Source organism: Plastoroseomonas hellenica (genome assembly GCF_018129085.1).
Classification (GTDB): Bacteria; Pseudomonadota; Alphaproteobacteria; order Acetobacterales; family Acetobacteraceae; genus Plastoroseomonas; species Plastoroseomonas hellenica.
This window is the reverse complement of record NZ_JAAGBB010000002.1, coordinates 225,243-245,182: the sequence shown is the minus strand read 5'-3', so window position 1 is coordinate 245,182 and position 19,940 is coordinate 225,243. Positions and strand designations below refer to the sequence as shown.

The window sequence follows — 19,940 nt, the reverse complement described above, 5'->3', positions numbered from 1 at the left end:
AGCGCGCCGCGCCAGCCCGCTGCCTCCGCCACGGGTGCGGCGAGCAGGCCCGCGAGCGCCGCGCCAAGGGGCGCGCCGGCCTGCTTGATCGAGAAGATCAGGGTCCGGTGCCGGGGCGGCGCGGTCGCGGCCAGGATGCGGCTGCCGGCCGGCGGCGTCGGGCCATAGCCGATGCCGAGCACGAGGGAGGCCAGCAGCAGCGCCGGCAGGGTGCCGAGCAGCGCCAGCGCCAGGCCGAGCGTCGCCAGCGCCATGCCGGCCTGCAGGCTGCGGACCGGGCCGAAGCGCTTCAGCAGCGGGCCGCCGAAGACCAGGAACAGCACCACGCCGGCGGCGTTCAGCGCGGCGAAATGGCCGACATTCTCCGGCCGCAGCCCGGCATCCCGCGTCATCAGCGGCGCCAGCACCGGCAGCATCTGGCCCATGAAGGCGGCGACCGTCTGCATCAGCAGCGTGGTGCCGAGGGCGGCGATCCAGGTGGGCTTCAAGGGTGCATGCGGCGGGTGTTCGGCATCGGCGGGATGCGGCATCCTCCGCCTTCGTTCGTGAACTGACAATCCGCCGCGCGGCCGGCATCGAGGCCCCGCACCGAACGCCACGGAGGTGGCCGCGTGACGTCGCTGTCCGACCCTGCCCCCTTCGCCGCACTCAGCGCCCGGCTGCTCGCCGCCCGCAGCGCGACCCGCGCGCTGGAGGCCTGGTGCGCGGAGCACGGCATCGGCGACGGCGCGGTGCGCGCGCGGATGGTCCCGGCGCCGCCGCTGCCGCCGGATGCCGAGGCGCTGGAGCTGCTCCGCCCGGCGCCGGCGGAGGTGCTGCGGCATCGCCGGGTGGTGCTGGTGCGCGGCGCGGTCGCGCTCTCCGAGGCGGAGAACTGGTACCTGCCGCAGCGGCTGCCGCCGGGCATGCGGCATGTCCTTGAGACCACCGACACCCCCTTCGGCGTGGCGGTGGAGGCGCTGCGGCCGCGGCGGCGGACCATGCATGTCGCCTTCGCGGCCGACGGCCTCCTGCACCGCGCCGTCGTGCTGACCGGCGCCGGCCGGCCCATCGCGGTGGTGCATGAACGCTACCTGCCGGCGCTGGCGCCGGCGGCCTTGCCGGCATCGCCTTGATGCCGCGCGTCGTCACCGGCGATGGCGAAAGCCATCCGTGATCGGCTTGCGGCTCCGCAACCCCACCAGCCGCAGCAGCAGCCGCGGGATGGCGCTGCCCGTGTCCACCGCCCGCCAACTGTCGAGCCAGGGTAGCGCATGCGCCTCGATATCGCCGAGTGCTGCGGCCAGCGCCGCCGCGACGCTGTCGGCGTCCCGCGGGTCATAGCCGTACCAGCGGTCCTGCCGATCCGGGCACAGCAGGCCGATGCGGACCCAGCCATCGCAATCCTCCGCCCGCATCCAGCCGCCCGTCCTCAGCCGCAGGCCGACACCGAGATTGACGGTCAGCCGGCCGCCGAGATGGGTGTTGTGGGACGAGAGCTGCAGATCGACCGCCTGCACCCGCAGCCCCTTCCGCCGGTTCCAGCGGTGGTGGTGCCGGGCGAACCCCAGGCTCGCCATGCGCAGCGCGAAGCCATGGGCGATCGTGCGATCCAGCACACTCACGGCCGATACGAGCCTCGCTCAGGACAGGCGGGCAGCCTAGGCTGTGATCGGCTGCGATGGAATCGCCGCGGCTATCGAGCGCTACCCGGTGGCGCCCAGATATGCGCGGTCGAGCATGCCCGCGAAGCTGGCCTGGTCCTGCGCCGTCACCTGGATCGGGCTCGCGCCGAGAAACTCCCGGGTGAAGGCATCGAAGCGGCCAGCCTCCGCGAGCGTCACGCCGAGATCCGCGAGATCGGCGGCGATGGCGCCGGGCACCGGATCGAGATAGCGGTTGGTGGCGTCGAGCCGCGGCGTCTCCGGCACGCGGATGAAGGCGATGCGGCAGGCCGACGGCAGCGATTCATGCGCGACGAAGGCGGCACCGGACATGACGCCGCAGAACATGCTGGCCGGCGGCCCCGGCACTTGCAGGCTGAGGAACAGCATCATGTCGCTGTCCGGCTCGCGCAGCGCGACATGCATCGAGCGGCCGGCGATCTGCGCCTCGGCCGTCAGGCGCACGGCGCGCCCGACCAGGGCCTCGGCATAGGTCGCGATCAGGGTGCCGTTCCTGCCGGGTTTGAGACGCAAGGCGCCGCGAATGAGGTGGCCGCGGAAATGCGGCGACCAGCCGGGGGAATAGGCCGCGAAGGCGCCGGCGAGCGTCGCGACGCCGCCGAACAGCCCGGCGGCGCGCGTGCCGGCGCGCGATGCGCCGCCGCCCGAGGCGACCAGGGCGGCGGCATCCGCGCCGGTGCAGGCGGCGAGCTCGGCCGCGAAATCCTCGAGGCTGCAATCGGCGATCCAGCGGCCGGGCTTCGCCGTGCCGATGACCGCGCCGAGATCGGCGTAGACGGAAGCGGCGCGCGGCAGGGAGCGCCCCTGCACCCATTTGTTCAGCCGCTCGAGATCGCACTCGGTCGCCGGGTTCGCCTTCCGGAAACGGGCACAGAATTCCTTTCGCGAGCCGCAGCCGAGTGCCGCCGCAGCCATGCGCAACTTCCCGTCGAAGGCAACCGCCACGCCACACGCCCCTTGCGCTGGATGCACCATGACCCAGACGCATGGGCGCAGAACAACCTGGATTGTCCAGGAATGTCCAGGGGGCGCTCCCCGCGCCGCCGCGGGGGAATGCGTGCGCCGTGGCCAGCTCCGCGCCTGGCGGGTCGGCCGGGGGCCGACCTGGAACAGGGAGGCTCCCCCTTTAGGGTCACAGCGTCACAGCAGCATTTTCAGGCTGTGACAGAGCATGCGGCGCCGTCACAGCTGTCACAGCTCCAGGACCCCAGCTCATAGGCCGTGTGACGCTGTGACCGGTGCTTCGTGTCACAGCGCGTCTCAGCCTGCTGTGACAGCTCAGGAGAGGTCCTGGCGGCGGATCTTGAACGGCGCGGTGAGGCTGTCGCCATCCCGCGTGCGCCACATCCGGATGCGCTGCTCGCCCATGGTGATTTCGGCATGGTCGGGATGCAGCGGGATCAGCCCGGCGACGCGGGCATTGTTGCGGCCGTTCACGGGCCATCCCAGCTCCTCGCACACCCGGCGCGCCAACATCTGCCCATCGGGACCGAGGAGATGCGCGATGCGCTCGCGCAGCGCCGCTTCCTCCGGGTCGCGTTGCGGGCCGCCGGCCAGCATGCCCGTCCCCGCCTCCACCACGCAGCTCGTCACGGGCTCGCCATGCTGGTTGCGGCCGAGCTCCACGCGCTTGAGCGTGAAGGGGAACCCCTCGCCCTTCTCCAGGTCGCGCTGCTTCACCGTGGTCGCGGTCTTGCCGGCACCCTCCTTGTCCGCGGTCACCTCGATCTCGGTGTCGACAGCGGCGCGCAGGCTGGTGTGGCCGCGGGCGCCGCGCGCCTGGTCCTTGCCGGAATGGTGCACGAAGAGCACCGACGCCCCCGTCGCCTCCCGGATCATGTCCATGTTGCGGATCAGCGCGCCCATGTCCTCCGGCCCATTCTCGTCGCCGCCGCCGAAGGCGCGCGCCAGGGTGTCGATGACGATCAGCGTGACCGGCACCTCCATCCTGGCCGCAACCTCCCGCGCGGCATCGACCAGCCGCCGCGGGTCGGCCTCCGGCTCCAGCAGGTTGAGGGAGGCGCGGATCGCGGCGAAGGGGATGCGCGCATCCTCCATCCCATGCCGGCGCTTCCACGCCGTGACGCGGTTCTGGAAGCCGCGCCCGCCCTCCAGCGCGCAGTAGATCACGCCGCCCTGCGCGACCCGCCGCCCGCACCAGCGCCGCCCCGCCGCGACATGCAGCGCGAGGTCGGTGGTCCAGAAGGTCTTGCCGACATTGCTCGCGCCATAGACGACGATCGCGCTCTGCTCGCCGATCAGCCCCTGCACGATCTCCCGCGCCTCCAGCTCCGGCGCGATCTCGTGGAACCAGGTGAGCGGCAGCGGCGGCAGCGGCGGCAGGGCGGCAGGCGCCACCGGCGGGCCGATGCGGGGGAACAGGATCGGCCCTGCCCTGCGCGCGGCAGCGAAGGCGGCGCTGAAATCCTCGGTGTCGGCAGAGGTCATGGCGGCGGGTCTCCGGCGCGATAGGCCGACCGCTATCCAGAGACGACGCCGCGCTGTCGAGCGTGGCGATTTCGTTTTCGGATACGGATTACCCGTATACACCACTACGGGTAAAACGTATGATATCGGCCGTGCAATCGGTCATCGAAACCCCCACCTTCCCTGTCCGACGCCAAGGATGCCGGCATGTCCGAGGAGGAGCGGGCGGCCTTCGTGACCTTCATCGCGGCGAACCCGCTGGCTGGCGATGTGGTCCCAGGCACGGGCGGCGCGCGGAAGGTTCGCTGGGCGCGGCCGGGCATGGGCAAGAGCGGCGGGTATCGGGTGGTCACCTATTTCGGAGGTACGGATATCCCGTTGTTCCTGATCACCGTCTATACCAAGAATGTCCGCGCCAACCTGACTCAGGCGGAGCGGAACGAGATGCGGGAAATCCTCGGCCTGATCGCCGAGGCTTACCGGAGAGGAGCAAAGCGATGACGAAAGTTGGGCATCGGATGCTGACGGGCGCGCGCGAGGCGCTGGCGATCGCGCGCGGCGAGCATGTGCCCGGCGCGGTGGTGCACACCCCTGTCGATGTGAAGGCCCTGCGGGCGCGGCTCGGGCTGACGCAGCCGGAGTTCGCCGAGCGCTATGGCGTGCCGGTCGGCAGCCTGCGCGATTGGGAGCAGGCGCGGACAGCGCCGGATGGCGCCGCGCGAACACTGCTGGCGGTGATCGAGAGCAGCCCCAGGGCGGTGGAGAAGGCCGTCACCGGCCTGCGGCGCAAGGGGGTCATCACCCCGGCCGGCGGCAGGATCCTGATGCGCGACGCAGGCGGCAGCGCGGACCCGATGCCACCGAAGAAAGATGGCTCCTCGCGCAAGGCAGCGCCGCGCCGCGCCAAGGCCGCCGGCTGACAAGGCTCCCGCATTTGCCACGGAGACCGCCCATGACCCTGCACCGCCGCGCCCTCCTGGCATTCCCGCTCGCGATGGCCGCGGCGCGCGCGGCGCGCGCGCAGGGCGGCTTCCCGACGCGCCCGGTGCGGATGCTGCTGCCGCAGCCGGCGGGCTCGGCCAACGACGTCGTCGCGCGCATCATCGCGGAGCCGATGGCCCAGGCGCTCGGGCAGCCGGTGGTGGTGGACAACCGCCCGGGCGCCAATGGCATCGTCGCGATCAACGCCCTGAAGCAGCAGCCGGCCGACGGGCACACGCTGCTGCTCTCCGGCGTCTCGCAACTCTCCTTCAACCCGCACCTCTACGCGAACCTGCCCTACGACCCCGTGCGCGACTTCACCTATGTGGCGCCGGTGACCGACGCCCCCTTCATCCTGGTCGCGAGCAAGGCGTCGGGGATCACTAGCGTCGCGGCGCTGCTGCGGCGGGCGCGGGCGGAACCGGGGCGCCTCACCTATGGCAGCGCGGGCATCGGCAATTCGACGCATCTCGCGATGGAAATGCTCGCCGATCGGGCCGGAGTGCAATTCACGCACGTGCCCTATCCCGGCACCAACCAGGCGCTGACCAGCCTGGTCTCCGGCGAGACCAACGTCATGATCCTGGTGCTCGGCGTGGCGCTGAGCCAGGTGCGCGCCGGCGCCGTGACGCCGCTCGCGATGCTGGCGGAAGAGCGCCTGCCGGTGCTGCCGGAGCTGCCGACGCAGCGGGAGGCCGGGATCGACGCGCCGGTGATGCCCGGCTGGTTCGGCCTGCTCGGCCCGGCCGGGATGCCGCAGCCGGCGGTCGAGGCGATCAACACGGCGGTGCGCCGGGCACTCGCCGATGCCGGGGTGCAGGCGCGGCTCGCGGAGAACCAGTTGCTGCCGACGCCCGGCACGGCGGCGGAACTGCGCGCGCGGATGGAGCGCGACGGCGCGGTCTGGGGCGCATTCATCCGCCGCCGCGGCTTGCGGCCGGAATAGCGATGCGGAGTGTCACCCGGCGCGGGCTGATCGGCGGCGCCCTCGGCCTCGCGGGCTGCAGCCGCATCGAGGCGCCGGCGGCCTTCGTGCAGCCGCCCGGCCTGCCGGCGGCCGAGGTCGTGGTGACGCGGCGCGACTGGCACACCGACATCTGCTTCCCCGCCGCTGACCTCCCCGCCCCGATCGACCAGGTCGCCGATCGCTTCCCGGGCGTCACCTGGTTCGCGGTCGGCTTCGGCGACCGGTCCTGGTTCATGGACGGGGCGCGCGGCCCGCTCGCGATCCTGGCGGCGCTTGGCGGCGGGCCGGCGGCGCTGCTCTTCACCGGCCTCTCGGCGCCGCCGGAGGTGGCCTTCGAGCGCTACGACCAGGTCAGGCTCCGCATCGCGCCGGAGGGGCTCGCGGCGGCCAAGCGCTTCATCGCGGACCAGATGGAATCGGCGGAGCCGCTGGCGCGCGGCCCCTATGCGGGCAGCCTCTTCTACGCGACCCGGCTGCCCTATGCGGCGACCTACACCTGCAACACCTGGACCGCGGATGCTCTGCGCGCCGGCGGGCTCGGGGTCGATCCCACCGGCGTCGCCTTCGCCGACCAGCTCATGGCGGCGGTCAGGGCGGAGCGTGATCGCCGTAGGCCGGACCGGCCGGAGGCGTGAATCACGCGCCGGGGCCGCGTCAGCGGGCCGGGACGACGACGGTGTCGCGGGCCGGTGGCGGGGGATTGGAGCTCGACAGGCTCACGCACCCGGCCAGCGCCACGCCAAGACTCAGGGCCAGGATGGTTTTCAACATACGTCAGGCACTCCCCTCTCCGGCGGCGACCGATCGCCGCGCAGGTTAGAAACGTGGGCGCACCGGCTGGGGTTGCAGCGGCGCACACGGAGACGCGATCATCAAAACCTGCGGGGTGACATCAATCCGCGCGGATATTCGCCCGCCCGATCACGTCGCGCCACTTCACCACCTCCTCCGCCAGCCGCGCCGCGAGCGGCCCCGGCCCATCGAGCCGCATCTGGGCCGCCCCCGCCGAAAGCCGCGCCGTCATGTCCGGATCGTCGCGCAGCCGCGCGAGCTCGGCGACCAGGCGCTCCGTCAGCGGCGGCGCCATGCCCTTCGGCGCGAACATCGAGAACCAGTTGGGCGCGGCATAGCCCGGCACCTGCTCGGCGATCGCCGGCACCTCCGGCGTCTCCGGCAGGCGCGCCGGCATCGTCGTGCCGAGCAGCCGGGCACGGCCCTCCCGGGCATGCGCCAGCACCTCCAGCGTGGAGCCGAAGATGAGGTCGATCTCGCCGGTGTAGATCGCGGTCACCGCCTGGCTGATGCCGCGATAGGGCACATGGGTCAGGTCGAGCCCGGCCAGCGCCGCGAACAGCGCGCCCGCCAGGTGGTTGGCGGAGCCGACGCCGCCCGAGGCATAGGTCAGCCGCCCCGGGCTGGCCCGCGCTGCGGCGAGCACCGCGGCCAGGCTGTCGAAGCGCGAATCGCTCCGCACCAGCAGCGCCGCCGGCACGTCGCAGACCAGGCTGATCGGCGCCAGGTCGCGGACCGGGTCGAAACGCAGCGCCACCTGCAGGGTCGGGATGATCGAGATCGAGGAGGAGATGAAGAGCAGCGTGGCGCCGTCCGGCGCCGCCTGCGCCACCTGCTGCGCGCCGAGCCCGCCGCCGGCGCCGGGCCGGTTGTCGACGATGAAGGTGGCGCCGAGCCGCTGGCTCAGCTTCTCCGCGATGATGCGTGCGGGCGGGTCCTGCGGGCCGCCGGCGGCGAAGGGGATGATGATGCGCGCCTGGCGCACCGGCCAGGCCTCCTGCGCGCGAAGCAGGCCGGGTGCTGCGAGGGCCGCGGGGATGGCGAGCAGGGCGCGGCGGCGCATCGCGTGCTCGAACCTGGCGCGGCTCATGCCCCGCCCCCGCGCTGGACAGCGCGCATCGGACATCTCCTTCCCTTACGTCGGGCGGAGCTTCCTTGGCGGGGCGCGCGGCGTCCAGAGCGTTCGCGCGATGCGTCCCATAGACCGGGTCTATAGCTCGGTCCCGGCCGGCAGGGATCCGCGCAGCAGCACCCCGGCGCCTTCGCGCAGGACGGCGCTCGTCCGCTCGCAGCCCAGGTAGGGAACGGCGGCAAGCGCCCCCTCGAGCAGCATGCCGAGCATGTCGCCCAGCATGGCGGGGTCGGCCGCGCCGGCCTCGGCCGCGAGTTTTTCGAAACGGGCCCGGCTTGCGTTCTTGAAGGCCACCACCACTTGGTGCGTCGGATGTTCCGGGTCGCGGAATTCCGCCTGAGCGAGCTGCATGGGACACCCATGCATCCCTTCCTCGGCGAATTTGCAGGCCGAGGCGGCAACCAACGCATACAGCTTCTCGGCCGGCGTCCTGCTGGCCGCGGTCACTTCATCGCACCAGGCGTCATAGGCCGCCGCGTCCTCGGTCAGGATGGCGGCGACCAGCGCGTCCTTGCTGGGGTAGGCGCGATAGAGGCTCATCTTGGTGGCCTCGGCCGCCCGGCAGACCTCTTCCACGCCGGTGGCGCGGATGCCCTGTCGGTAGAACAGGTCCTTCGCCGCGTCGTGGATGCGCTGGGCGGCCTTGGGTTTGGCTGCCGTCGCCGTGTCGCTGGCCATGGTCGCTGACCTCCTCGCGGCCTCGTGGTGCGCTGCCGCAAAAAAACACTTGTCGTTACTGACCGGTCACTCTACATGGGCGGGTGACGAACCGGTCGGTATCATCCGGCCCTGGAGATAAGCGATGCAGACCGAAGCACGCAAGACCCCTACTGAGAATAACGGCCTCTGGACCGCATGGCTGGCCCGCTTTCAGGCTGGCGCCGCCGCCGTGACCCTCCTCGCCGCCACGCCCGCCTTCGCCCAGAACGCGCCCCCCTCCGTGACCGTTGCGACGCCCGTGACCCGTGACGTCGCCGAGTGGCAGGAGCATACGGCGCGGATCGAGCCCTCCGCGCGCGTCGAGATCCGTCCGCGGGTTTCCGGCCAGATCGACCAGGTGCATTTCGAGGACGGCGCCATCGTGCGCCAGGGCGACCTGCTCTTCACCATCGACCAGCGGCCCTTCCGCATCGCTGTCGACCAGGCCCAGGCCGGGCTGGCGCGGGCCGAGGCGCAGTTGACGCTGGCCGCGCAGCAGGTGGAGCGCTACACGCCGCTGGCCCAGAGCCGGATCGCGCCGCAGGCCGAGCTCGACACCCGCCGCTCGCAGCTCCGCGAAGCCCAGGCCGGCGTCACCGCCGCCCGCGCCGCGCTCAGCCAGGCGGAGCTGGACCTGGAGTTCACCGAGGTCCGCGCGCCGCGCCCGGGCCGCGTCAGCGACCGCCGCGTCGATGCCGGCAACCTGGTGCAGCAGGGCCAGACCCTGCTGACCACGCTGCTGGCGCTCGATCCGGTCTATGTCAGCTTCGACGCCAGCGAGGCCGACTACCTGCGCCAGGCCCGCGCGGCCGCGGCCCGGGGCGGCCTCCGCGCCGGCGGCGCCCGCGTGCAGCTCCGGCTGCTGGACGAGACCGATTACGCCCATGAGGGCCGGATCGACTTCGTGGACAGCGCCTTCGACGCGCGCAGCGGCACCATCCGCGCCCGCGCCGTGGTACCGAACGCGGACCTGTTCCTGACCCCCGGCACCTTCGCCCGCCTCCGCCTCTTCGAAGGCGATGCGCCGGCGCTGCTGGTGCCCGACACCTCGGTCATGGCGGACCAGTCCGGCCGCATGGTGCTGACGGTTGCCGCCGATGGCACCGTGACGCCACGCAGCGTGCAGCTCGGCCCGCTCACGGAGGGGCTGCGCGTGGTGCGCAGCGGCCTGACCGCCCAGGACCGCGTGATCATCGGCGGCCTGCACCGCGCCCGCCCCGGCATGCGGGTGACCGCCGAGCAGGGCCGCATCGGCCAGGGGCCCATCGCTTCGCGATAGGCAACCCGGCTTCCACGCCAATTGCCGGCGGGCCGCCTTCGCGGCCTCGGATCGGTCGAGCGACCGATCCGCCGGTTTGACCCAGTTTGACTAAGCCTGCCGGCATCCCGCCGGCAGGCCCCGACCACCGCGCCCCCACCCGACGGCACGCCAGCGATGGCGCGAGGCCGCACGCACCGCGCGTGCACCTTGAGGGCAGATTGAAGGCATCCTCCGATGCGCCTCGCCCGCTTCTTCATCGATCGCCCGGTCTTCGCCGCGGTGATCTCGATCGCCATCACGCTGATCGGCGCGATCGGCGCCTTCCGGCTGCCGATCTCGGAATACCCCGACATCGCGCCGCCGACCGTGCAGATCACCGCGCTCTATCCCGGCGCCTCGGCCTCGACCATCGCCGAGACCGTGGCCGGCCCGATCGAGCAGGAGGTGAACGGCGTCGACGGCATGCTCTACATCTCCTCCCAGTCGACCGGCGACGGGCGGGTGGTGATCAGCGTCGTCTTCCGCCAGGGCACCGATGTCGACCAGGCGCAGGTGCTGGTGCAGAACCGCGTCGCGGTCGCCGAGCCCCGGCTGCCCGAGGATGTGCGCCGCCTCGGCATCACCGTGCGCAAGGCGTCGCCCGACATGCTGCTGGTCGTGCACATCATCTCGCCCGATGGCAGCCGCAGCCCGGAATACGTCTCCAACTTCGCGACCCTGAACATCAAGGACCGCCTCACCCGCATCGACGGCGTGGGCGACGTCCAGCTCTTCGGTGCGCGCGACTACGCCATGCGCGTCTGGCTCGACCCTGACCGGATCGCGGCGCGCGGCCTGACCGCCGGCGAGGTGGTCGACGCGCTGCGCCGGGCCAACGTGCAGGTCGCGGCCGGCGCCATCGGCCAGGCCCCGCGCGCCGAGGGCGCCGGCGCCTTCGAGCTCGCTGTGCAGACCCAGGGCCGCCTCGTGACACCCGAGCAGTTCGGCGAGCAGGTGATCGCGACCGGCACCGGCGGCGCGCCGCTCCGGCTCCGCGACATCGCCCGCATCGAGGTGGGCGCCGCCGAGTACACGCAGAACGCGCTGCTGAACAACCGGCAGGCGGTGGCACTCGGCATCTTCCAGCGGCCCGGCGGCAATGCACTGGCGACCGCGGCCGCGGTGCGCGCCGCCATGGAGGAGGCGAAGGCCACCTTCCCGAGCGGCATCGCCTATGACGTGATCTACGACCCGACCCGCTTCATCGCCCAGAGCATGGAGGCGGTGCTGCACACCTTCATCGAAGCGGTGCTGCTGGTCGTGCTGGTGGTGATCCTGTTCCTGCAGAACTGGCGCGCGGCGGTGATCCCGCTGGTCGCCATCCCGGTCTCCATCATCGGCACCTTCGCGGTGCTGCTCGCACTCGGCTTCACGCTGAACACGCTGACCATGTTCGGCCTGATCCTGGCGATCGGCATCGTCGTCGACGACGCGATCGTCGTGGTCGAGAACGCCGAACGCCACATGGCGGCCGGCCTCTCGCCGCTGGAAGCCGCGCGCAAGACCATGGACGAGGTGGGCTTCGCGCTGATCGCGATCGCGCTGGTGCTGGTCGCGGTCTTCGTGCCGACCGCCTTCATCACCGGCATCTCCGGCGAGTTCTACAAGCAGTTCGCAGTCACCATCGCGGTCGCGACCTTGCTCTCGGCGCTGGTGTCGCTGACCCTCTCGCCCTCGCTGGCCGCGATCCTGTTGAAGCCGCATGACCACCACAAGAAGCCGAACCTGCTGATGCGGCCCTTCGGCGCCTTCGCGCGCGGCTTCAACTGGGTGTTCGACAAGCTCTCCTTCGGCTACGGCACGCTGACCCGGCGCCTGGTGCGGCTGCCGGTGCTGCTGCTGCTGCTCTATGGCGGGCTGCTGGCGGCGACCGGCTGGACGGTGAACACCACGCCGACCGGCCTGATCCCGCCGCTCGACCGCGGCTACTTCATCGCCGCCTTCCAGCTCCCGCCGGGCGCCAGCCTGACCCGCTCCGACGCGGTGATCCGCCGCGCCTCGGAGACGATCGCGGCGACGCCGGGGATCGAGAACGCGGTCGCCTTCGTGGGCTTCGACGGCGCGACCTTCACCAATGCGCCGAATACCGGCGTCGTCTTCGCGACGCTGCGGCCGTTCGAGGAGCGGGCGCATCTGGGCCTCACGGCCAACGGCATCCTGACCAACCTGCAGCGCCAGTTGTCCAGCGACCCCGATGCGCTGGTGCTGGTGCTGCCGCCGCCTTCGGTCCCCGGCATCGGCACCGGCGGCGGCTTCAAGCTGATGATCCAGGATCGCGGCGGCCGCGGCGCGCGGGAGCTCGAGAGCGCCGTGCAGGCGGTGATGGGGGCGGCCAGCCAGACCCCCGGCATCGCCTTCGCCTTCAGCCTCTACAACACCGCGACGCCGCAGATCCGCGCCGATATCGACCGCACGCGCGCCGAGATGCTGGGGGTGCCGATCGATCGCGTGAACGAGGCGATGAGCGTCTATATGGGCTCGGCCTTCGTGAACGACTTCAACCTGCTCGGCCGCACCTGGCGCGTCACGGCGCAGGCCGACATGCAGCACCGCATGAGCGTCGAGGACATCGCCCGGCTGCGCACGCGGACCAATGACGGCGGCATGGTGCCGCTCGGCAGCCTCGCGACCTTCCATGAGACCTCCGGCCCCTATCGCGCGCCGCGCTACAACCTGTTCCCGGCGGCCGAGCTGCAGGGCGCGGCAATGCCGGGCATCTCGACCGGCCAGGCGATCCAGATCATGGAGCGGGTGCTGGCGGAGAACCTGCCGGAGGGCTTCGGTTACGAATGGACCGAAATCGCCCTGCAGGAGAAGCTGGTCGGCAATACCGCGCCGATCGCCTTCGGCCTCGCGGTCGTCTTCGTCTTCCTGCTGCTCGCCGCGATGTATGAAAGCTGGCTGCTGCCGCTGGCGGTCGTGCTGATCGCGCCGATGTCGGTGCTGGCCGCCCTCCTCGGCGTCCTGCACACCGGGCTCGACAACAACGTCCTGGTCCAGGTGGGCCTGGTGGTGCTGGTCGGCCTCGCCGCGAAGAACGCGATCCTGATCGTCGAGTTCGCCCGCGCGGCGGAGCAGCAAGGCGCCACCCGCTGGGAAGCGGCGGCGATGGCGGCGCGCACCCGCCTCCGGCCGATCCTGATGACCAGCCTCGCCTTCATCCTCGGCGTGCTGCCGCTGACCTATGCGACGGGCGCCGGCGCCGAGATGCGCCAGAGCCTGGGCGTCGCGGTGTTCTACGGCATGCTCGGCGTGACCCTCTTCGGCCTGCTGTTCACGCCGGTCTTCTACGTGATCGCCCAGGCGATGGCGCGGCGGCGCAAGCCCGCCACGCCGGACGCCCCGGCACCCGCGCACGAGGGTGTGTGAAACGCGACCGGGCCCGTCCTTCGCGGACGGGCCCTGGGCCCCTGAGCCACTTGGAACCCGCCCGGGCACCGCCCGGGCGGGTTTTCTCTGCGACCAATTCGGATTCGGCGGCGTGCCGCTGAGGCCTGGATCGGTCGGCATCATCGCGCCTCGCGCCCAAGTGTCGGGCAACGCCACGCCGCCGCCAAGATCGCTATTGACTTACGAACGTAATTTTACATTATGATAGTAATTCATCGAGCCACAGTGCCCATTCGCAGCAGCGAAATGCCGCGCCTCAGCTCATTGCGAGGATCTCATGAACGACACGACCGCCCCTTCACGCCACATCGCACCACGAGGAACCACGGATCTCACCTCCCTGGGGCTCGCGGCCGCTGCAGCAGCGGTTCGGAACGGCGACATCACGTCGGAAGCCTACACCACGGCGCTTCTGCACCGCGCCCGAAGGTTCGCCGAGCTCAACGCCTTCATCACCATCGACGAAGACGCCGTGCTGGCAGCCGCGAGGGACGCGGACAAAGCACGCGCGGCCGGATCGGCGGCTCTGCTGCTGGGCGTGCCGCTCGGGGTGAAGGACAGCTATTTGACGAAGGGACTGCCCACGAGCCTCGGTCTCGACGCTCTCGCGCACTTCGTGCCGCGCGAAGACGCGGACGCTGTCCGTGCCATCAAGGGTGCGGGGGCCCTGGTCTTCGGCAAGAACAACCTCGTCGAGATGTCCTACGGCTTGACCGGCCACAACGCACGGTACGGCCAGGTGAAGAACCCGCACGCCCCGGATCGCGTGTCGGGCGGCTCCTCGAGCGGCTCCGCCGCATCGGTGGCCGCCGGCCTCGTTCCCGCGTCCCTGGGGGGTGACACCGTCGGATCGATCCGTGTGCCCGCTTCGCTCTGTGGCGTGGTGGGTTTCAAGCCAACCACCGGACGCTGGCCGCGCAACGGCGTCGCACCGATCTCCCATACTCTCGACACGACGGGCGCATTCGCCCGAAGCGTCGAGGATTGCATCCTGGTGGATGACGTCGTTACCGGTGAACAGGCTGCGGAGCCTTTCGCTCGCGGACACGACCTGAAGGGAGCGCGACTGGCCTTTGCGCCGCGGCAGTTTCTGGATCTGGTGGACCCTGAGGTCGAGGCCGGTTTCCGCGAGGTGGTTCGGCGGTTGCAGGACGCCGGCGCCGAGGTCGTCGAGGTAGATCTCGGCGACGATTTCAATGCCCTCGTCCAAACCGCGACATGGGGCATCTTCGCCCATGAGACGATGGGCGCGATCTCGGAATTCCTTCGCCACCACGACATCCCGACGACGTTCGAGGCGATCTACGAGGGTCTCAAGCCCCAGCTCCGCCAGGCTTGGGGGCACATGGTGCTGCCAGGCGGCGCAGGCGCCATCTCGGCTGATGTCTATCGCACGGCGCTCAAGGTGAGCCGCCCGGAAATCCAGCGCCGCCTCGACAGGGCGTTCGTCGCCCAGGGGGCGCATGCCATCCTGCAACCGACGACGCCGTGCACGGCGCCGCTGATCGAGGAGCAGGCGAGCTTCCGTATCGCAGGGCGGGAAGTCAGCAACCTCGCCTTGGCGAACCACACCTTGTCGGCGAGCAGCGTGGGCCTGCCGGGCATCAGCCTTCCTGTGGGCATGTCCCGCGCGGGCCTTCCGATCGGCCTTGAGCTGGACGCGCCCTTGCGAAGCGACCGGGCGCTGTTGACCCTTGCGCGCGGGATCGAGGAGGTCTTGGGCAGCTTGTTGACCATCTGAGATTTTGGCCCCTTTCCGTTGGGAAGGGGCCAACCCGGACAACGACAAGCGATTGGGTGGCCGCAGGCTGACGGCGGCGATGTATCGGTGGAGTGGCTAGGGCGATGCGTTTCGAAAAAGGTCATAAGGCGGCAACGCGGCGGCACATAGTCGATGTGGCGTCGAGGCGCTTCCGCCGAGACGGGGTCTCCGCGGCCGGAATCGCGGGGATCATGGGCGAGGCCGGCCTGACCAACGGGGCATTCTATCCGCACTTCGAGTCCAAGGAGGCGCTCGTACGCGAGGCGCTGACGAGTGCGCTTGCCGATCAGCAACATCGCCTCGATGAAGAGCGGACCAGCCTGGACCTCGAGGGCGCGATCCGGCGCTACCTGAACCGCGTTCACCTCGAAGATCCGGCAGGAGGGTGCCCCTCGGCGGCGTTGCTCCCGGAAATCGCCCGCCAGCCTCTGCCCACCCGGCAGACCTACGAGGAAGGACTGCGAAGCTACGTTTCAACGCTGGCCGCACTGCTTCCAGACGCCGGTTCCGCAGCGAGCGGCCGCCGCGCGACGGCCATCTTCGGCCTGATGGTGGGAACCCTCCAGCTCGCGCGAGCGGTGCCCGACGCTGCCCAGGCGGAGCAGATCCTGGAAGGTGGCGTCGAGGCCGCGTTACAATTGGCACGAGCTCCATCTTCCTAGGATCAGGAAGGGCGGGAAGGCTAAGCTCGTCGCACTCTATTCCGCGGCGGCGCTCTTCGCCGCTGGATAGACCGGCGTCAGCCAGTGGCGGTACTGCTCGTGCTGGCCGCGCACCACCTCGAAATAGAGGCTCTGCACCGCCTTCCCGATCGGGCCCGGCTTGCCGTCGCCGAGCGGGTAATGGTCGATCTCGATGATCGGCTGCACCTCATGCCCGCTGCCACAGAACCAAGCCTCGTCGCAGATGTAGAGCTCGCTGCGGTCGATATCGCGCTCGACGACGGTGAGCCTGAGCTCATCGCGCATGAGCTGGATCAGCGTCTCGCGCGTGATGCTCTCCAGGATGTCGGCAGTGACCGGCGGCGTGATGACGGTGCCGCCCCGCACCATCATGAAGCAGGAGCCCGGGCTCTCCGACACCTTGCCGGCGATGTTCAGCATGATCGGCGTGCCGAAGCCGTTCATCGAGGCCTCGACCTGCGCCAGCCGGGCATTGTGGTAGTTGGCCGCCGCCTTCACGCGGGAGGGCGAGGCGGCGTCGGGGTTGCGGCGCCAGGTGCTGACGCAGCTTCGGATGCCCGTGAACAGCGTGGGCTTGCTCGGCCGGTGGAGCGCCAGGACGAAGACGCCGGTGCGGATGTCCTCGGGCAGATAGGCGTGGCCCTCGCCCTCGCCGAAATAGACCACCGGGCGGAAATGTACGCTGTCGCGCCAGCCGTTGCGGCGCAGCAGCTCGATGCAGCCCTCGGTGATCTCCTCGTCGGTATAGGGGATGCTCATGCGCATGACGCGCGCCGACTGGCGCAGGCGGTGCATGTGCTCGGCATGGCGGAACATGTAGAGCTGCTGGTGCGGCTCGCTCCAATAGGCACGCTCGCCCTCGAAGACATTGGCGCCGCGCAGCAGCGCATCGCTCGCCACATGGATCCTGGCGTCCGCCCAGGGCACGATCTCCCCGTCCATCCACACATAATCGGCGTTGACGGCCATTCGCGGCATCCTCCCCCTGGTCAGCGGCGCAGCATGGCAGCGGCGGGATCGATGCCAATGGCCCGAAAGGGTGTGCTGGCCATGACCTGGGCTCATGGCTGCAGCCGGGCATGCCGGTCAGGCGATCAGAACGTCGACCGAGGTCCGGAGAGCCTTCGCCAGCTTCGCCAGCGTCGCCGCGCTGCCGGGCTTCTTCCCGGTCTCGATTTCGCTGATGTAGGAGACGGCCACGCCGGACGCCGCGGCGAGTGCGGACGCGGTCAGCCCTCGGTGCTCACGCCAGACGCGGAGCGGGCTCTCGCCGTCTGCGATGCGCTCCACGGCGTCGATGGGAAGCGCCTCGTCCAATACCGCATCGAGACCGCGACGGGCGACGTCGGCATCGAAGGCCGCGAAGGCGATGCGGTCGGTGCGATCCTCAGCAGCCTCGACGAGGGCGTCGAAGTCGGCGCGGGAGAGGGTGACCACCTTGGACGTCACCTTCAGGGGCTTGATCCTGCTCATTCGTATATCTCCTTCCGATGGCCGACTGCCACCACGACAATCCCGTCTGCCATCATCATGTAGATCGCCCGGTAGTTGCCGTGCCGCACCCGGAAGCGCCCCTTGGGCTCGCCCTTCAGCGGCTTCACTGAGGCCCCATGCTGAGCCTTCGGCGCCGCCGCGATGGCTTCGAGGCGGGTGCGGATCGCGGTTCGGTCCTGCTTCGGCAGAGCTGCGAACTGCTTGGCGGCAGCAGGGAGGAACGCGATCTGCATGGACAGCATATTCGCCGATAGCGAAACCACCGCCAAGAAGAATTTCGCTGATGGCGAAACTAGGAAAGTTCAGCCGATCCCGCCATCTTCGCTTGGCCTGGCACGCAGGGTAAGATGGATTTCGACCGCGACAGGAGCCGGATCATGACCACCGGAACCAACAACAAGCCGGACGCCCTGCCCCCGACCAAGGGCAAGCCGCAGGGCGGTGCCGCCGCGAAGCAGCGGCAGGACGAGAAGCAGCACCAGGAGGACATGCTGGACGAGGCGCTGGAGGAGACCTTCCCCGCCAGCGACCCGATCTCCCCGGCCACGCCGCGCAAGGACTGAGCGGCCGCCGCTCACGCGCGCGTGTGACGACGGCCAGGGCGGAGGGGCTACAAGGTCCGCCCTGGAGCAAGGAATCGCCATGCCGGATCAACCCCTGCGGCCCCGCGTCGTCATCCTGGGGGCCGGCTTTGGCGGCCTCTCCGTGGCGCGTGGCCTGGCGCGGGAACCGGTGGAGGTCCTGGTCGTCGACCGCCGCAACCATCACCTGTTCCAGCCCCTGCTCTACCAGGTGGCGACCGCCGCGGTGTCGCCGGCCGATGTCGCCTGGCCGGTGCGCCAGATCGTCGGCCGCCAGCCCAACACCCAGGTGGTGATGGCCGATGCGACCGGCATCGACCTGGCGCGCCGGGTCGTCGCCACCTCGGCCGGCGAGATCCCCTACGACACGCTGGTCGTCGCCTGCGGGGTCAGCCACAGCTACTGGGGCCAGGATGGCTGGGCCGCGCATGCGCCGGGCCTCAAGACCATCGACGACGCCACCCATGTCCGCACCCGGATCCTCACCGCCTTCGAGCGCGCCGAGGTGGAGGAGGATGTCGCGGCGCGCCGGCGGCTGCTGACCTTCGTCGTGGTCGGCGGTGGCCCGACCGGCGTCGAGATGGCCGGCGCGGTCGCCGAGGTGGCGCGCGACGCGCTGGCCCGCGACTTCAAGCGCATCGACCCGCGCAGCGCCCGCATCATCCTGGCCGAGGCCGGGCCCCGCATCCTGCCGGTCTTCCCGGAGCCGCTCTCCGCCTATGCGCAGCGGGCGCTGGAGCGCATGGGGGTCGAGGTGCTGACCGGCCGCCGCGTCACCGCCGTCGATGCCGGCGGCGTGCGGCTGGACGAGGAGGAGATCGCCGCCGAGGTGATCATCTGGGGCGCCGGCGTCGCCGCACCCGCGCTGATCCGGGCACTGCCCGGCGATCACGACCGCAGCGGCCGCGTCCTGGTGGCGCCCGACCTGTCGCTGCCCGGGCACCCCGAGGTCTTCGTGGTCGGCGACGCGGCGCAGGTGGTCGATGCCAAGGGCGTCGCGGTGCCGGGCGTCGCGCCGGCCGCCAAGCAGATGGGGCGCCATGTCGCGCGGGTGCTGGCGGCGCGGCTCGCAGGCAGCACGGCGCCGCCGCCCTTCGCCTATCGCCATGCCGGCGACCTCGCGACCATCGGGCGCAACGCGGCGGTGGTGCGCATCGGCCGCGTCTCCCTGACCGGCTTCCTCGCCTGGCTGTTCTGGAGCCTGGCGCATATCTATTTCCTGATCGGCATGCGCAACCGCCTGCTGGTGGCGACGCATTGGGCCTGGATCTACCTGACCCGGCAGCGCGGCGCCCGGCTGATCACCGGCGAGGACGCGCCGCGATCGTGAGCCTTCGCGACCATGCCCGCATCGCCCGGCGCTGGCTCGCCTGGCCGGCGTCTGAGCTGCTGCTGCTGGCGGGCATCCTGCTCGCGGCGATCGGCGGCTTCGCCTTCGCCTGGCTCGCCGGCGAGGTGATGGAAGGCGAGACCCGGCGCTTCGACGCCACGCTCCTCATGCTCTTCCGAACCCCCGGCCATCCCGACGATCCCATCGGCCCGCGCTGGGTCGAGGAGATGGCGCGGGATGTCACGGCGCTCGGCAGCGGCGTGGTGCTGACCGTCGTGACGCTGGCCGTCATCGGCTATCTGCTGCTGTCGCGGAAGCGCGGCGCGGCGCTGCTCGTGGCGCTCTCGGTCGGCGGCGGCGCGCTGCTCAGCACGGCCCTGAAGTTCGGCTTCGACCGGCCGCGCCCCGACCTGGTGCCGCATGCCGTCACCGTCTACACGGCGAGCTTCCCGAGCGGGCATGCCATGCTCTCCGCCGCCACCTTCCTGACGCTCGGCGCGCTGCTGATGCGGGTCGCGGCGCGGCGGCGCCTCAAGGGCTACGTCATGGCGCTGGCGGTGCTGGCGACGGTCCTGGTCGGCACCAGCCGCGTCTATCTCGGCGTGCATTGGCCGACTGACGTGCTGGCCGGCTGGTGCGCCGGCGCCGCCTGGGCGCTGCTCTGCTGGGTGGTGGCGCTCCGCCTGCAGCGGGCCGGCCAGGTGGAGACGCCGGCCGACCGCGCGCCGGATTGAGCGC

Annotated in this window: 21 protein-coding genes; 12 read left to right on the top strand and 9 right to left on the bottom strand. The window is 71.0% G+C overall.

What is annotated here, in order from left to right; genetic code table 11:
- On the bottom strand, nucleotides 1-530 hold a 530-nt coding region (locus GXW71_RS02810), incomplete at its 3' end, for an MFS transporter (RefSeq protein WP_211850864.1).
- Between the two features lie 81 nt (nucleotides 531-611).
- Here GXW71_RS02810 and GXW71_RS02805 point away from each other — a divergent pair.
- Nucleotides 612-1,115: a hypothetical protein gene (locus tag GXW71_RS02805; protein ID WP_211850863.1), complete on the top strand. Its 504-nt coding sequence runs from the start codon at nucleotides 612-614 to the stop codon at nucleotides 1,113-1,115.
- 12 nt (nucleotides 1,116-1,127) lie between these two features.
- Here the strand turns inward: GXW71_RS02805 and GXW71_RS02800 are convergent, their stop codons facing one another.
- From GXW71_RS02800 to GXW71_RS02790, 3 genes are all read right to left on the bottom strand, one after another.
- Nucleotides 1,128-1,604 carry a DUF4304 domain-containing protein gene (locus GXW71_RS02800; RefSeq protein WP_211850862.1) on the bottom strand — a complete coding sequence of 159 codons (477 nt, stop codon included), beginning with the start codon at nucleotides 1,602-1,604 and terminating at the stop codon, nucleotides 1,128-1,130.
- A gap of 81 nt (nucleotides 1,605-1,685) precedes the next feature.
- Nucleotides 1,686-2,579, bottom strand: coding sequence for a hypothetical protein (locus tag GXW71_RS02795; RefSeq protein WP_211850861.1), 894 nt, complete (start codon nucleotides 2,577-2,579; stop codon nucleotides 1,686-1,688).
- A 363-nt stretch (nucleotides 2,580-2,942) separates the two neighbouring features.
- Nucleotides 2,943-4,112: a helicase RepA family protein gene (locus GXW71_RS02790; RefSeq protein WP_211850860.1), complete on the bottom strand. Its 1,170-nt coding sequence runs from the start codon at nucleotides 4,110-4,112 to the stop codon at nucleotides 2,943-2,945.
- A gap of 186 nt (nucleotides 4,113-4,298) precedes the next feature.
- On the opposite strand from GXW71_RS02790, the gene GXW71_RS02785 reads away from it, so the two are divergent.
- From GXW71_RS02785 to GXW71_RS02770, 4 genes are read left to right on the top strand one after another with little or no spacing between them, the layout of a single operon-like run.
- Nucleotides 4,299-4,592 carry a type II toxin-antitoxin system RelE/ParE family toxin gene (locus GXW71_RS02785; RefSeq protein ID WP_211850859.1) on the top strand — a complete coding sequence of 98 codons (294 nt, stop codon included), beginning with the start codon at nucleotides 4,299-4,301 and terminating at the stop codon, nucleotides 4,590-4,592.
- Nucleotides 4,589-5,011, top strand: coding sequence for a helix-turn-helix domain-containing protein (locus tag GXW71_RS02780; protein WP_211850858.1), 423 nt, complete (start codon nucleotides 4,589-4,591; stop codon nucleotides 5,009-5,011). The genes GXW71_RS02785 and GXW71_RS02780 overlap by 4 nt, the downstream gene beginning before the upstream one ends.
- A 32-nt stretch (nucleotides 5,012-5,043) precedes the next feature.
- Entirely contained in the window at nucleotides 5,044-6,018 is a 975-nt protein-coding gene (locus tag GXW71_RS02775; RefSeq protein ID WP_211850857.1) for a Bug family tripartite tricarboxylate transporter substrate binding protein, read from the top strand.
- Between the two features lie 2 nt (nucleotides 6,019-6,020).
- Entirely contained in the window at nucleotides 6,021-6,674 is a 654-nt protein-coding gene (locus GXW71_RS02770) for a DUF2459 domain-containing protein (protein WP_211850856.1), read from the top strand.
- Between the two features lie 257 nt (nucleotides 6,675-6,931).
- On the opposite strand, the gene GXW71_RS02765 is transcribed toward GXW71_RS02770, so the two are convergent.
- Both GXW71_RS02765 and GXW71_RS02760 read right to left on the bottom strand, forming a co-directional pair.
- Entirely contained in the window at nucleotides 6,932-7,921 is a 990-nt protein-coding gene (locus tag GXW71_RS02765; protein ID WP_211850855.1) for a tripartite tricarboxylate transporter substrate-binding protein, read from the bottom strand.
- A 120-nt stretch (nucleotides 7,922-8,041) separates the two neighbouring features.
- Nucleotides 8,042-8,641: a TetR/AcrR family transcriptional regulator gene (locus tag GXW71_RS02760; protein WP_211850854.1), complete on the bottom strand. Its 600-nt coding sequence runs from the start codon at nucleotides 8,639-8,641 to the stop codon at nucleotides 8,042-8,044.
- A gap of 124 nt (nucleotides 8,642-8,765) precedes the next feature.
- On the opposite strand from GXW71_RS02760, the gene GXW71_RS02755 reads away from it, so the two are divergent.
- The 4 genes from GXW71_RS02755 (at nucleotide 8,766) to GXW71_RS02740 (ending at nucleotide 15,776) form a co-directional block, all read left to right on the top strand.
- Nucleotides 8,766-9,941: an efflux RND transporter periplasmic adaptor subunit gene (locus GXW71_RS02755; RefSeq protein WP_211850853.1), complete on the top strand. Its 1,176-nt coding sequence runs from the start codon at nucleotides 8,766-8,768 to the stop codon at nucleotides 9,939-9,941.
- A 216-nt stretch (nucleotides 9,942-10,157) separates the two neighbouring features.
- Nucleotides 10,158-13,331, top strand: coding sequence for an efflux RND transporter permease subunit (locus GXW71_RS02750; RefSeq protein ID WP_211850852.1), 3,174 nt, complete (start codon nucleotides 10,158-10,160; stop codon nucleotides 13,329-13,331).
- A 298-nt stretch (nucleotides 13,332-13,629) separates the two neighbouring features.
- Nucleotides 13,630-15,093, top strand: coding sequence for an amidase family protein (locus GXW71_RS02745; RefSeq protein WP_211850851.1), 1,464 nt, complete (start codon nucleotides 13,630-13,632; stop codon nucleotides 15,091-15,093).
- A gap of 104 nt (nucleotides 15,094-15,197) precedes the next feature.
- Nucleotides 15,198-15,776 carry a TetR/AcrR family transcriptional regulator gene (locus GXW71_RS02740; protein ID WP_211850850.1) on the top strand — a complete coding sequence of 193 codons (579 nt, stop codon included), beginning with the start codon at nucleotides 15,198-15,200 and terminating at the stop codon, nucleotides 15,774-15,776.
- A gap of 36 nt (nucleotides 15,777-15,812) precedes the next feature.
- On the opposite strand, the gene GXW71_RS02735 is transcribed toward GXW71_RS02740, so the two are convergent.
- The 3 genes from GXW71_RS02735 to GXW71_RS02725 all read right to left on the bottom strand — a co-directional run bounded on the left by GXW71_RS02735 (nucleotide 15,813) and on the right by GXW71_RS02725 (nucleotide 17,524).
- Nucleotides 15,813-16,766 (bottom strand): branched-chain amino acid transaminase, encoded by a 954-nt coding sequence (locus GXW71_RS02735; RefSeq protein ID WP_211850849.1) that lies wholly within the window; start codon nucleotides 16,764-16,766, stop codon nucleotides 15,813-15,815.
- 117 nt (nucleotides 16,767-16,883) lie between these two features.
- The gene (locus GXW71_RS02730) at nucleotides 16,884-17,270 is read right to left on the bottom strand and encodes a helix-turn-helix domain-containing protein (RefSeq protein WP_211850848.1); all 387 of its coding nucleotides are present in this window, start codon (nucleotides 17,268-17,270) and stop codon (nucleotides 16,884-16,886) included.
- Nucleotides 17,267-17,524 (bottom strand): type II toxin-antitoxin system RelE family toxin, encoded by a 258-nt coding sequence (locus GXW71_RS02725; protein ID WP_211850847.1) that lies wholly within the window; start codon nucleotides 17,522-17,524, stop codon nucleotides 17,267-17,269. Before GXW71_RS02725 ends, GXW71_RS02730 begins: the two co-directional genes overlap by 4 nt.
- A 144-nt stretch (nucleotides 17,525-17,668) precedes the next feature.
- Here GXW71_RS02725 and GXW71_RS02720 point away from each other — a divergent pair, with 144 nt between their 5' ends.
- From GXW71_RS02720 to GXW71_RS02710, 3 genes are all read left to right on the top strand, one after another.
- Entirely contained in the window at nucleotides 17,669-17,854 is a 186-nt protein-coding gene (locus GXW71_RS02720; RefSeq protein ID WP_211850846.1) for a hypothetical protein, read from the top strand.
- A 79-nt stretch (nucleotides 17,855-17,933) separates the two neighbouring features.
- Nucleotides 17,934-19,202: an NAD(P)/FAD-dependent oxidoreductase gene (locus GXW71_RS02715; protein WP_211850845.1), complete on the top strand. Its 1,269-nt coding sequence runs from the start codon at nucleotides 17,934-17,936 to the stop codon at nucleotides 19,200-19,202.
- Nucleotides 19,199-19,936, top strand: coding sequence for a phosphatase PAP2 family protein (locus GXW71_RS02710; protein WP_367617235.1), 738 nt, complete (start codon nucleotides 19,199-19,201; stop codon nucleotides 19,934-19,936). The genes GXW71_RS02715 and GXW71_RS02710 overlap by 4 nt, the downstream gene beginning before the upstream one ends.
- The last annotated feature ends 4 nt before the right edge of the window (nucleotides 19,937-19,940 follow it).